The 13402-nt window shown below is 67.7% G+C and carries 10 protein-coding genes; 4 read left to right on the top strand and 6 right to left on the bottom strand.

The features are described 5' to 3' along the window. The first annotated feature begins 56 nt into the window (after positions 1–56). Both FHS74_RS06690 and FHS74_RS06685 read left to right on the top strand, forming a co-directional pair. Positions 57–965 carry a LysR family transcriptional regulator gene (locus FHS74_RS06690; RefSeq protein WP_184798743.1) on the top strand — a complete coding sequence of 303 codons (909 nt, stop codon included), beginning with the start codon at positions 57–59 and terminating at the stop codon, positions 963–965. Between the two features lie 102 nt (positions 966–1067). Further along, a complete protein-coding gene (locus tag FHS74_RS06685; RefSeq protein ID WP_184798741.1) occupies positions 1068–1652 on the top strand; it encodes a DUF4865 family protein in 585 nt (194 codons plus the stop codon). Here the strand turns inward: FHS74_RS06685 and FHS74_RS06680 are convergent. Then, a complete protein-coding gene (locus tag FHS74_RS06680) occupies positions 1635–2804 on the bottom strand; it encodes a winged helix-turn-helix domain-containing protein (RefSeq protein WP_184798740.1) in 1170 nt (389 codons plus the stop codon). The two genes, FHS74_RS06685 and FHS74_RS06680, sit on opposite strands and share 18 nt — an antisense overlap. 144 nt (positions 2805–2948) lie before the next feature. On the opposite strand from FHS74_RS06680, the gene FHS74_RS06675 reads away from it, so the two are divergent. Beyond that, complete coding sequence (locus FHS74_RS06675) at positions 2949–3344, top strand: DUF1636 family protein (protein ID WP_184798738.1); 396 nt, start codon at positions 2949–2951, stop codon at positions 3342–3344. Between the two features lie 4 nt (positions 3345–3348). Here FHS74_RS06675 and FHS74_RS06670 read toward each other — a convergent pair whose 3' ends face one another. The 5 genes from FHS74_RS06670 to FHS74_RS06650 form a co-directional block, all read right to left on the bottom strand. Then, positions 3349–4581 (bottom strand): SGNH/GDSL hydrolase family protein, encoded by a 1233-nt coding sequence (locus FHS74_RS06670; RefSeq protein WP_184798736.1) that lies wholly within the window; start codon positions 4579–4581, stop codon positions 3349–3351. 25 nt (positions 4582–4606) lie between these two features. After that, entirely contained in the window at positions 4607–5533 is a 927-nt protein-coding gene (locus tag FHS74_RS06665) for a polysaccharide deacetylase family protein (RefSeq protein ID WP_184798734.1), read from the bottom strand. 13 nt (positions 5534–5546) lie between these two features. Then, positions 5547–8432 (bottom strand): glycosyl hydrolase 115 family protein, encoded by a 2886-nt coding sequence (locus FHS74_RS06660; RefSeq protein WP_184798732.1) that lies wholly within the window; start codon positions 8430–8432, stop codon positions 5547–5549. 5 nt (positions 8433–8437) lie between these two features. Then, complete coding sequence (locus tag FHS74_RS06655) at positions 8438–10801, bottom strand: glycoside hydrolase family 3 N-terminal domain-containing protein (RefSeq protein ID WP_343066868.1); 2364 nt, start codon at positions 10799–10801, stop codon at positions 8438–8440. A gap of 137 nt (positions 10802–10938) precedes the next feature. Further along, complete coding sequence (locus FHS74_RS06650) at positions 10939–11658, bottom strand: GntR family transcriptional regulator (protein ID WP_343066867.1); 720 nt, start codon at positions 11656–11658, stop codon at positions 10939–10941. A 456-nt stretch (positions 11659–12114) separates the two neighbouring features. On the opposite strand from FHS74_RS06650, the gene manD reads away from it, so the two are divergent. Then, a complete protein-coding gene (gene manD, locus FHS74_RS06645) occupies positions 12115–13320 on the top strand; it encodes a D-mannonate dehydratase ManD (RefSeq protein ID WP_184798730.1) in 1206 nt (401 codons plus the stop codon). Positions 13321–13402 lie beyond the last annotated feature (82 nt).

Genomic DNA, 13402 nt, shown 5'->3' with positions numbered 1-13402 from the left:
CCGCGCCGCGAACTATGCTACATAAATCGGATGCGCTTGTTAGATTTGGAGGCATAATGCGCGGCCATGAGTTCGCCGACCTGCGGGCCTTCGCCATGATCGCGGAGCATGGCAACTTCTCCCGCGCGGCGGCGCAGCTGCGGGTGACGCCCTCCGCCCTCAGCCAGACCATCCGCGACCTGGAGGAGCGGCTGGGTGTCAGCCTGTTCAATCGCACCACCCGCAGCACCGCCCTGACCGAGGCCGGTACCCGCCTGCTGTCGGCCTTCAAACCGGCGATGGAGCAGATGGAGGCGGCGGTGCAGGACGTCAGCAGCCGGCGCGCCACACCCGCCGGCACCGTGCGCCTGCACCTGCCCCGCCTGGCGGCGGCCACGCTGGTGGAGCCGGTGCTGGGCCGCTTTCACGAAGCCTATCCCGATATCGTCCTGGAACTGGCCATCGACGATGCGGTGGTGGATATCGTGCAGGCAGGGTTCGATGTGGGCATCACCCTGGGCGAACTGCTGGCCAAGGACATGGTGGCGGTGAAATTGGGTCCCGACCTGCACCAAGTGGCCGTGGCTTCCCCCGACTACATCGCCCGCCACGGCCAGCCGCGAACCCCGGCCGATCTGCACGGCCATCGCTGCATCAACTGGCGCAAACCGGGCAGCGGCAAGCTGTACAACTGGGAATTCCAGGCCGACGGCCGCTGGTTCGCCGTGGCGGTGGACGGTCCGCTGGTGGTGTCCCACCGCGACACCGCCCTGGCCGCCGCCGCCCAAGGCGTGGGCATCGCCTTCGCCTATTGGTCGGACCGATGGATGCGGCCGCTCATCGAACAGGGTGCGCTGGTGCCGCTGCTGCGGGATTACTCGCCCCCCTTCCCCGGCTGGTATCTCTACTACCCGAAGCAGCGCTACACCCCGGCGCCGGTGCGGGCCCTGGCCGAGTTCCTGCGGCGGACGGCCGACACACCCTGACCATTTCAAATGTAAATCTCTGAAATAGTCATTCAGTCGATTATGCAATCACTGTTTGGCCGCTATCCTCCCGACATCGCCCTTTCGGGAAAGGAAAGCACCATGCTGATAGCGCACTACAGCCACCGCCTGACCGCGGATTACGACCTGGACATCCTACGCCGACGGGCCGCCGCCGGCGCCGACCGCTGGGCCGCCGTGCCCGAGCTCTATTTCAAGGGGTTCCTGTTGCGCGAGCCGGGGCGCCTGGGCGCCATCGCCCCCGCCTATTCCGCGCTCTACCTGTGGCGGCAGGATGCGGCCTTCCGCGATTTCCTGGTCCAGGGCCACTACAAGACCGTCACCGACAGCTTCGGCCGGGCGGATATCGACACCCGCGTGGCGCTGGACGCGCGCAAGGGGCCCGGTCGTGGCGCCCGCTTCGCCGTGGTGGAGAACACGCCCATCGGCATCGACACTCCCCTGGCGCGCCTGTTCGCCGACGAGATCGCGCTTAACCGCGAGATGGCGGAGCGTCCCGACATCATCGCCGCCGTCGTGGGCGTGGACGCGCAGACCTGGACATTGACCCGCCTGCGCCTGACGGCGGAGGAGCCCACCGGCCTGTCCCCCACCGCCGTGGCCTATCAGATCCTGCACCTGGCCCGGCCCCTGCTGGAAACCCTGCCCTCAAGCCGACAGGATTGAGGGCTCCACCGCCAACTGGAAGCGCTGGAATCGTCCCAGCGCTTCCTCGATGGCGGCCGTCAACGCCGGCCGCTCCGGCGCCATCCAGGTCCAGCGCTGCACCAGCAGCCGGCCGCCCCGGCGGTCGGTCTTGAGATCCAGGGCGGCCACGATCTCATCCCCCACCAGCACCGGCAGGGCGAAATAGCCCAGCACCCGCTTGGCCGCCGGCACATAAGCCTCGAACCGGTGCTGGTAGCCGAAGATCATCTCCAGCCGCTTGCGCTGGATGACCAGCGGGTCGAAGGGCGACAGGATGTGGACTAGGTCGGCCGGCACCGGTTGGCCCGCTCCCTCCAGCATTGCGGGCTCGGCCCAATGCGCCACCTTGTCCGCGCCCTCAAGGCGCACCGGCACCAGCCGGCGGGCGCGCACCGCTTTGTCAATCAGGGCGGCCACCGGGGCCTTCATGCCCAGGTTGCCGTAACAGACGGAGTCCAGGCTGACCACGCCCTGGCAACGCAGCGCGCGGCGCAGCAGGTACTCGGCCACCTGCCCCTCCGTCGCCGGCCGGGGTCGCCGCTCCCAGCCGAAATGCCGGTCGGTCAGTTCATAGGCCTTCAGCATGCCGGTGCGGGCGGCGATGGTCAGGTCCCCATTGTAAAAGCCGAAGTTCAGCAGACGCTTGGAGGGCTTGCGGCTGGCCCACAGATGCTCCTTCTCCACCAGCACCTCATCCTCGATATCGCGGATGGACAGCGGCCCTTCCTCCTGGATGCGGCGCAGCAGGGCGGCGTAGTCCCGCCGGTCAATGGCGGCGTAGTGGGGCGGCGGGTCCTCGCGGAGGCGCCGCATGTCCGGCGCGAAATAGCGATAGTCGGCCGTGGGGATGTAGGCCAGGGCATGCGCCCAGTATTCAAAGACGGACTTGTCCGCCGACTGCGCCCCTGCCAAATCCGCCCGCGCATACTCGGGGATGCGGGTGTACAGGATGTGGTGGTGGCTGCGCTCGATGACGTTGATGGTGTCGATCTGGACATAGCCCAGATGGTCGGTCGCCTGCGCCACGGCCTGCGGCCCGGCGCCGAAGGGGGCCGGTTCCAGCAGGCGCTGGGCCGACAGCCAGATCTGGCGGGCACGAATGGTGGAAAGCTCGACAGGCTGGATGGGCATGAGGCCGGGTCCTGGGATCGAAGGGAAGCCGTGTTATAGCGGGCGACGGCACGTCCGCCTGTGACGGGTACGCGCCATACCCCTTGACGCCCGCCGCCCCGCCTGGCCCATAGTCGCCCGCGTTCAGGCCTGAAGGAAGTCCCGGTGAGCGAGCAACCCCCGTCTCCCCCCACCCATACCCTGCATATCTGCGTCACCTGCCGGCCCAAGGGCGCGCCACCCGACGCGGTGCGCGACGGGCGCCTGTTGTTCGAGGCGGTGGCCGCCCTGCATGCCGACTGGCCGGAGCGGCACCAGGTGGCCCTTAACGGGGTGGAGTGCATGAGCGGCTGCGACCGCGCCTGCACCGTGGCCCTGTCGGGCCCGGGCAAGCCCAGCTACCTGTTCTGCGACAAGGCGCCGACGCCGGAAACCGCCGCCGCCGCCCTGGACCTGGCGGCCCAATATGCCGCCAGCGATACCGGCGTGCTGATGCGCGGCGAGCGGCCCGCCCCCTTCCGCTCCGGCATCCTGGCGAAGATCCCGCCCAGCACGCCGTAAGGCACTACCGCGCGAACAGCACCAGATCGACCCCCTCCGCCATCAGGCGATAGCCGGTGTCCCCCGGGTGCAGATGATCGCCGCCGTCCGCCGCCGGCAACAACCGGTCGGGATGCTCCGGGTCCTGCAGCGTGCGGTCCAGATCGATGACGGCGTCGAAGGCGCCGGAACCACGGATCCAGGTGTTCAACGCCTGGCGGTTGGGTTCCAGCGCCGGCGCGCAATAGTCTATGCCCTGGCAGGGCAGGATGGTGGCGCCATAGACCAGCAGCCCGCGCGCATGGGCGCGTTCTATGATCTGGCGATAGGCCCCGATGATGGCCTCCGGCGTGGCCGGCGGCTCCCGCCGTTCCGCCGCCTTCAGGGCGGTGGCCAGATCGTTGATGCCTTCCAGCACCACGACCCAGCGCACGCCGCTCTGGTCCAGCACGTCGCGATCCAGCCGGTCCAGCGCGCGCGGGCCGATGCCGTCCAGCAGCAGGCGGTTGCCACCGATGCCGGCGTTCAGCACCGCCACCGGGCTCCTGCCCTTGAGCAGGGTGCGCGCCAGCGCGTCCGTCCAGCGGCCGTTCCCGTCCGTCGTGCTGTCGCGCCCGTCGGTGATGCTGTCGCCCAGCACCACGGCGGCGTTGGCCCAGGCCGGCGCCAGCACGTCGACCCCGGTCAGCACATACCAGTGGGTGACAGGGATGGCGCCGGGCAGGTCCGGGGCCGATAGCCCGTTACCAGCCGCGATAAAGCTGGTGGCGCGCGACCCCGGGTGGGTGGTCAGGGCGGCCGGCGCGTCCTTCAGGCGCAGGCTGACGGCCAGATCCGCCATATTGGGTACGGCCATGTCCACAGGATCGGACCAGATGACCCCACCGGCCGGGATGGTGACGGAGGGCTGGCCGTCGAAGGTCAGGGCATGATCGGTGCCTGGCCGGATGGCGGCGCTGGGCGTCGCCCCCTCCTTCGCCGACAGGGCGACATGGGCGCCCGGAATGGCCAGCGGCGCCGTGCCGAAGGCGTTGGACAGGCGCACCCGCAGACGGTCACCGCCCAGGCTCAGGTGCAGCACCTGGCGCAGGGTGGCGTCGGTGAAGCCCGGCGGCGGCGGGGCGGAGTTGGCATCGCCCGGCTGGGCGGAGGCCATCCAGCTGCCCACCCATTTGCTGTTCGGATCGGCGGCATGCGCGACGGAAGCGACCAGGGCGCCGGCCAGGAAAAGGACCAGAAGGGATGGACGAACGGACATAGGCGTTTCCTTCAGCGACAGGGGCTCAGCGGCACAGGCCGTCCAGCCATGGGGCCGGATCGGGGCTGTGCGCCGGGGGTGCCACGTGGCGGGCGGCCGCCTCACGATCCAGCAGGCTGCCCTCGCCCTTGGAGGGGGTGTCGGGGTTCGTGGCGTAGATCGGGTCGGCCTCGGCCTCCGCCAACGGCACGAAGGTCACGCCCCGCGCCTTCATCAACGACAACAGGTCCGGCAGCATCACCGTCTCGAACCCGCCGATGTGCAGCAGCATGACGTGGCGCACGTCACGGCCATACAGGGACTGGGCCAACTGTCGCCCGATGGTCAGCGATTCCGCCGCCTGGTCCAGATAGGTCTGGCGCAACTGGGCGATGGCGGCCGTGTCCCCCCGGGCCAGACACCGGGCATAGGGCGCGTTGTAGTTGTAGTCGTTGAAGCTCAGCGTCACCTCGGCCACGCGATAGCCTTGCCCCTTCAGGAAGGCGGCCGCCGCCCGGCGCTTCTCCGGCGTTTTCCCGATGTGCAGATAGGGAAAGCGCAGCCAGTGCCAATCCGCGTCGCCCATATAGGTCTTCAGCGCCGCCTCGTCCGCCGTCACCGCGGCGGTGAAGGCGGCCACGTCATGGCCATGCAGATCGTCATGGGCATAGACATGGTTGCCCAGCGGGTATCCCGCCTGGCGCCACAGGGCCAGCACCTGGGCGGCGTCATCCCCCTCATCCGCCAGGCCCTTGGCGTTGACGAAGCCATAGACCTCCGCGACGCCGGCCCCCTTGAAAGCGGCCAGCACCCGCCGCGCCACCTCCGCCCGGGTCAGGCCCGGCGGCAGGGGGCCGTGCACCGGCAAATCGTCCATGGTCAGCGCCACCTGCAGGGGCGGGGATGCCGTTTGGGCCAGGGCGGGCGCCGCCGCCAAGGTGGCTCCCAACATCATCGCGACAATGCGTTTCATTGTTTCTTCCCCCTCACCGCGCCGCCAACCGGGCGCTTTCCGGCGGCCCCAGATAGCTGGGTTTCACCCCACCCAAATCCACCACCAGCTTGGTCAGCACCACCCCCGGATCCACCATCCAGACATGGACGGTGTGATAGCCGGCGGTGGCCACGCTGTGGCTGCTGATGGGTAGGCGCGCGTTCTCCTCCACCGACTTGTACCAGTCGGCGATGCCGTTCCGGGCCAGCACATCCACCACCCGTGGCGCCTCGTCGTCGATGGCCACGGCGTAGCGCAGGCCGCGCCCCGGCACGAAGTTCAGGGTGGGGCCGACGATGGCCCGCACCGTCACCGGTCCCGGCTGGGGCAAATACACACGATAGTCCAGACGCGGCCCCTGGCCCGGCTCGAAACTGGCCGAGGTCACCGGGAAGGGCGCCAAGCCGGAAAGGGTGCGGCCATAGTCCGGAATCTTCTGCCAGGCGGCCCCGCCGGCATCAGCCTTGGCGGTGTAATGCTCCGCCTCCATGGCCACATAGCCATCGGCGGCGATGAAGGCCGGCTGGCCGTCCGCTGGCACCGGCGCGTTCAGCGCCCGCAGATGGATGGTGACGCTCCCGCCAGCACCCGTGACGGTGACGCTGCCCGGGCTGGATCCCGCCGGCGCCTTGGCCCAGTCCACCGACACCTGAACGCGGGTTTCCTGGGTGACGGTGCCCGTGGTCTGGCTCACCTTGATCCAGGGGGCGCTGGCCTTGGCGGCGAAGGCGAAGGGCTTCCGTCCCCGGTTGAAGATATCGATATAACGACTTGTTTTGTTGACGATATCCAGGTCCGGTAGAATGGGGGCGTCCTTCACGGGTTTGCCGGCCAGCGCGGGCCAGGCCTGGGTCTTGCCCTCCACCGCGACACCCAGGCTGGCCGCCGCCGGCAGGGTCAGCTCCCTCACCTCGGGCATGAAGTTGACCGGCGGCTGCTGCCAGTAAGTATAGCCGATGTGGGTCTGGTCCATCATGTGGTTCCACTTGCCGCCCTTCAGCGCGTGGTATTCCTTGGCCAGGTCGGCGTCCGCCTGGAACAGGGCGCGGGCCTTGGCCGCCTCCGCATTGGCCGAGGCGCGCCCCTGATCAGCGTAGAGGCGGTTGCGGCCGACGGTGACATACAGTTCCGTCACCTGCGCCGCCGCCTTGGCCGGGTGCAGCACCAGCTGGAAGAAGGCGTCGCGGGTATCCGCCGGCAGGGCCTTGGAGACCGCCTCCGCCCTGGCCACCAGGTCGTGATAGTCGGCCACCACCCGCTCCGCCTCCCGGTAGTCGGTCAGGCTGAAGGTGTTGGCGTCCAGCAGTTCCGGCTTGCGGCGGCTGATCAGCCTGCCGTAGCGGGTGACGATGTCGGCGATGTCGGCGGCGTGCTCGGCCCCGAATTCCCGCTCCGCCCAGGCGCGGGTGAACTCGGGTAGTTTTTCCTTGGGCCAACGGGCGGGATTCCGGGCGTAGTCCAGGAAGAATTCGATGGGCAGTTCCATGGGCTTCAGGTCGCCCACGTTCACGATCCACAGCCGGTCGGCCCCGTATTCCAGGGTCAGGTTCATCTGTTCCCAGATCTTGGGCAACGGGTTGGTGTTGATCCACTTGTAGCTTCGGGGATCGCCGACATAGTCGAAGTGGTAGTACACGCCGGCGCCGCCGGGGCGCTTGCGCTCCTCCGCCGTGGGCAGGCGGCGGACGTTGCCCCAGTTGTCATCGCACCACAGCAGGGTCACGTCATCGGGCACGCGCATGCCCTTTTCGTAATATTCCTGCACCTCTTTATAGAGCGCCCAGATCTGCGGGATTTGGGTGACGTCGGGGTTGACCTCCCGCGCCAGGATCTGGCGCTGGTCGGCCACGACCTTTTCCAAGAGCGCGGTGTTGGCCGCCGCCGCGTCGCCCGTCATGGGCATGTCGCCATCGCCGCGCATGCCGATGGTGACGACGCTCTCATAATCCTTGTTCCGGCGCACGCCATCCGACCAGAACTGGCGTAGCACCTCGCCGTTCGCGGCGTAGTCCCAGGGGCCGCTGCCGTGGTGTTTCCATTCCTGCTGGGAGCGCAGCATGGGCTCGTGATGGGAATTGCCCATAACCACGCCGTATTCGTCCGCGATCCTGGGGTTCAGCGGGTCATCCTCGTTGAAGGCGTTGCCCCACATGGCCGGCCACAGGTAATTGCCCTTCAGGCGCAGGATCAATTCGAACACGTGTTCATAGAACTGATGGTTCAGACCGCCGAATTTCTCCTTGGCCCAGCCGGTCAGGGCCGGCGCCTCGTCATTCAGGAAGATGCCGCGGTACCTCACCGGCGATGGATCCTCGCCGTATGTTCCCGGCTTCACGTACACGGTGTCGCGATGGCGCACCGGCACGTCGGCCCACCACGACCACGGCGACACGCCGATCTGCTCCGACATGTCGTACAGGCCATAGATGGTGCCGCGCTTGTCGCTGCCGACGATGACCAGCGCGCTGGCCACACCCGGCATGGGGTTGGCCACCACCTGGATGCGGAAGGCCTCCCACTTGCCCTGGATGGCACCGACGTCGATCTTCCCCGCCGCCGCCAGCCGGTCGATGGTGGGGCTGTGGCCCAGGGTGCCCACCAGGATGGGGACGGCGCCGGGAGCCGTGTCCGTCGCCAGCGGGGGCGTGACGCCGGTGACACGGCCGATGTCGGTCGCCAGGTCACGGGCGGCGCGCTGTACGCCGGCATAATCCTCAGCGTCCACATGCAGGGGCGCGGCGAGGCCGCCCTGGACAACCGGAAAGGCGCCGGGTGCGGCCTCCGCCGCGATATATGGGACTTGGCCCAGCGCCCAGGCCGGGGGGGCCAGGGCGATGGCGGCGGCGGCGATAAGAAGACGGCGGGCGAGACGCGTCATGGCCCTCATTCCTTGACCGTCAGGACGGCGGTCTTCAGGTCGACCGAATTATCGCCCACCATGATGTCGAACGCGCCGGGCTCCACCACCCGCTTCATCTCCTGGTTCCACAGCGCCAGCGCCTGGGCATCAACGGTGAAGGTGACGGTGCGGGCCTCCCCCGGCGCCAGGGTGAGACGCTGGAAGCCCTTCAGCTCCTTCACCGGCCGGGTGACGGAGGCCACCTGCTGGTGCAGGTACAGCTGAACCACCTCGTCACCGGCGCGGGAACCGGTGTTCTTCACCTCCACGGCAACCGTGACCTTGCCATCCTTCGGGATGGTGGTCGCGGACAGACGCGGGGCGGCAACGTCGAAGGTGGTGTAGCTGAGACCGTAGCCGAAGGGGAACAGCGGGTCGGTGGTGTCGAACAGGTAACCGCGCCGGGCGCTGGGCTTCTTGTTGTAGAACACGGGCAATTGGCCGACCGAACGCGGAATGGTCACCGGCAGCTTGCCCCCCGGGTTGACGTCGCCGAACAGCACGTCGGCCAGGGCGGTGCCGCCCTCCTGCCCCAGGTACCAGCCCTCGATCAGGGCGTTGGACTTGGCGGCGACCTCCACCACCGACAGCGGCCGGCCGTTCTGTAATACCACCACCACCGGCTTGCCCAGCGCGAACAGGGCCCGGGCCAGGTCATTCTGCTGCCCCACCAGGTCCAGGCCGCTGCGATCGCCCAAATGGTTGTTGGCCCAGCCCTCGCGGCTGGTCTGCTCATTGTCGCCGATGACCAGGACGATGTGGTCGGCGGCCTTGGCGACCGCCACCGCCTGCTGGATCAGCCGGGCATTCTCCGCCGGGTCGGCCAATTCGACCGTGTCGCCGTACCAGTCATCATCCTTGGTGATGCGCACGCCCTCGGCATAGGCCACCTTCACCGTGGATCCGACCTTGGCCCTGATGCCATCCAGGATGCTGACCGTCCGCTTGGGTTCCCCCGAATAACCACCCAGATGGGCCTTGGCGGCGTTCGGGCCGATGACGGCCAGCGTCTTCACCTTGGCGGCGTCGAGCGGCAGCACGCCGTCGTTCTTCAACAGCACCACCGATTTCCGCGCCGCCTTCAGCGCCACGGCCCGGGCCTCGTCATTGGCGGTCAGGGCATCGGCCTTGTCGGCATCGGCGTAGGGGTGCTCGAACAATCCCGCCTGGAACTTCAGTTCCAGGATGCGGCGGACGGCGCGGTCGATCAGGTCCTCCTTGACCCGGCCGGCGCGCACGGCATCGCCCAAGCTGGCGTAGGATTCGCCGTCCGGCAGGTCGGCATCGACGCCGGCGGTGATGGCACGGATGGCGGCGGAGGGCAGGTCGGGGACCACATGGTGGATGCTGACCAGCTGATCGATCGCGGAATAATCGCTGATGATGGAACCCTTGTAGCCCCATTCCCCGCGCAAAATGTCCTGCAGCAGCCACGTGTTCACATGGCTGGGCACGCCGTCGATCTCATTGTACGAGGCCATGACGGCGTGGATGTTTGTGCGCTTCACCACCTGTTCGAACGGTGGGAAGAACATCTCCCGCAGGGTGCGCTCCCCCACCGAGGCTGGGCCGACATTGGTGCCGCTTTCCGGCTGGCCGTGGCCCGTCAGGTGCTTCAGCGTGGCGAAGACCTTACCTTCGCCCAGCGGCAGGCTGTCGCCCTGCAGGCCCCGGACGGCGGCCACGCCCAGTTCCCCCACCAGGTAGGGGTCCTCGCCGAAGGTCTCCTCGATGCGCCCCCAGCGAGGATCGCGCGCCACGTCCACGACAGGGGACAGCACCAGGCTGACACCACGCACCCGGATTTCCCGCGCCACGACGCCGTCAACCTCGCGCACCAGATCAGGATCCCAGGAACTGGCCTGGGCGATGGCCTGGGGGAAGCTGGTGGGGCCAATGGCGGGATAGCCGTGCAGGCCCTCCTCATGGAACAGCACGGGGATGCCCAGCCGCGTCTTCTCCACCGCCCAGTGCTGGACGGCGTTCACCATGGCGACCGTGCCCCGCGTGTCGCGCCAATGCTGCGCGCGCAGGGAGCCGGAGCCCTTCTCGTCATTGGGCCGGGTGAACTGGCCCAGGCCATTGGGATAGACGGCGCCGGCCTTGGCGGGATCGAAATTCATGGCCGCATCGAAAACGGCTGGCTTGTGGTCCCAGACGGCGATCAGCTGGGCCACCTTCTCATCCAGGGTCATGCGGGCCAGCAGGTCGTCCACGCGGACGGACACCGGGGCGGCAGAATCCTTATAGAGGACGGGCTTGTCGGCGGCATAGGCGGCCGCGTTGACGGCAATCGCGGCGACGCCGGCCAGGACCAGTCGGCGGATGGAATCATGGCGTGTACGCACGCTGGCTTCTCCCTATCGTTATTCTTTACCGGGCCCCGTCGCGGGCGCCCTGCCCGTCAGGGCCACTATGGTACCGTTACCATAAACAGAAACTGGACGACCAGCCAAGGCCGGCCATGCTCAAACCGTTCAGTGGTTCATAAGGCCAGATCGTCCGCGAACAGGTCGGGGAAGCGGGTGGCCAGTTGAGGCAGTGAGGTCAGGATTTCCTGGAGATGCAGGCGCATCGCCGCCTCCGCCTTATCCGCGTCGCGGCCGGCGATGGCATCGACAATGGCCTGATGCTGCCCGATCAGCAGCGTCAGCGGGGTCGCGTCCGGCAGGCTGAGATAGCGGACGCGGTCCATCTGGGCCTTGGTCTCCTCCACCACCCGCCAGGCGTATTCGCAGCCGACATGCAGCGCGATGTCGCGATGGAAGCGTTCATCCAGTTCCAGAAAGCGGCCGTGGTCGCGGTCCTCGGCGGCGTTGGACTGGGCGCGCAGATTGTCGCGCAGCAGGTCGATGTCCCGGCCCTTCATCTCCGCCACCGCGCGGCGGACGACGGCCAGTTCCACCGCCTCGCGCACGAAACGGGCGTCGAACACCTGCCGCACGGAAATCTTGACGATGAAGGAACCGCGCTGGGGCCTGATGGACAGAAGCCCCGCCTCGCTCAGCTTGATGAAAGCCTCGCGCACCGGCTGGCGGCTGACCCCCAGCTGGTCGGCGATATCCTGTTCGGAGATGGCCTGGCCGGGCCGGAACTTCATGGCGACGATGGCGCCGCGCAATTCCCGGAACACGCGGCGGGCCACGGGTTCCGCGCTGTCCGCCTGGATACGGTTCAGAACGACACGGTCATTTTCCGCCAGCACCAGACGCACCCCTCGGTCAAATTGGCGCCGGATTGATACTTCATCCGGACCCGGATGGAACCGGCATCGGCCTGCACACCGGCTTGGCCGCCCTGCCCCCGCCCACCCTGCGGCATTCGAAGCACATCTTCCAGAGGCACGTGGCCCTAAGGAAACGGCATTTCCCAAACGCGACTATCTTGGCGTCGTACATACTACCATACTAGACGACAAACAAGGCCGCACTGCTGATCTACAGCAAATGAGGGGGATGGTCTGTCGCTTCGGACGGACCCGTGGGGCGGCCTCCAACGAGGCCGTTGACCGAACTGGTATGGTAGTATACATGAATGGTAACAGACAAGCGGCGGGAACCATTCCGCCCAGGGAGAGACTGCCGCCCGCAGGGCGCTCCGACCACCAATCATCCCACCGCCTGCGCCTTGCCGCCCGGACCCCGCCTTCGGAGTTGAAAGTATGAAGATCACGGACGCCTACGTCATCGTCACCTGCCCGGCGCGGAATTTCGTCACCCTGAAAATCCGCACGGATGAAGGCGTCTATGGCGTTGGTGACGCCACCCTGAACGGGCGGGAGCTGGCGGTCGCCTCATACCTCACCGACCACGTCATCCCCTGCCTGATCGGCCGTGACCCGCACGACATCGAGGACATCTGGCAGTACCTGTACAAGGGCGCCTACTGGCGCCGGGGCCCCGTCACCATGTCGGCCATCGCCGCGGTGGACACGGCCTTATGGGATATCAAGGCCAAGGTGGCCGGCCTGCCGCTCTATCAGCTGCTGGGCGGCAAAAGCCGCAATGGCGTCATGGTCTACGCCCACGCCAACGGCCAGACGGTGGACGACGCCCTGGATCAGGTGCAGCATTATGTTGACCAGGGCTACAAGGCCATCCGCATCCAGGCCGGCGTGCCGGGCCTGAAGGGCGTCTACGGCGTGGCCAAGGGCATCAATTACGAGCCGGCCACCCGCGGCCTGCCGGCGGAATCGGCGTGGTCGACCGAGGCCTATCTGGACTTCGCCCCCACCCTGTTCGCCGCCGCCCGCGAGCGCTTCGGCTGGGACCTGCACTTGCTGCACGACGTCCACCACCGCCTGACCCCCATCGAGGCGGCGCGGCTGGGCAAGAGCCTGGAACCCTACCGCCTGTTCTGGATGGAAGACCCGACGCCGGCGGAAAACCAGGACGCCTTCCGCCTGATCCGCCAACACACCACCACGCCGCTGGCGGTGGGCGAAGTCTTCAACACCATCTGGGATGCCAAGGACCTGATCCAGAATCAGTTGATCGACTACATCCGCACCACGGTGGTGCATGCCGGCGGCATCAGCCATTTGCGCCGCATCGCCAACCTGGCGGAACTGTACCAGATCCGCACCGGCAGCCATGGTGCCACCGACCTGTCGCCCATCTGCATGGGGGCGGCCCTGCACTTCGACCTGTGGGTGCCCAACTTCGGCATCCAGGAGCGCATGGTGCATGAGGACGTGACCGACAGCGTCTTCCCCCACGCCTACACCTTCGACCAGGGTTACATGCATCCGGGCGAGGCGCCAGGCCATGGCGTCGACATCGATGAGGCGGAGGCGGCCAAGTACCCCTACCAGCCCGCCTACCTGCCGGTGGCCCGTCTGACCGACGGCACCCTGTGGAGCTGGTGATCCCGCATTCGGCCAGGGCGCAGCCTTAAGCGCCCGAGAAAACAACGCCACTTGGCCTTTGCTGGCACGGGGGGGCGACAAA

The sequence above is a fragment of the Nitrospirillum iridis genome (assembly GCF_014205765.1).
Classification (GTDB): domain Bacteria; phylum Pseudomonadota; class Alphaproteobacteria; order Azospirillales; family Azospirillaceae; genus Nitrospirillum; species Nitrospirillum iridis.
The sequence above is the reverse complement of the archived record's forward strand: the minus strand, read 5'-3'. Positions and strand labels throughout refer to the sequence as shown.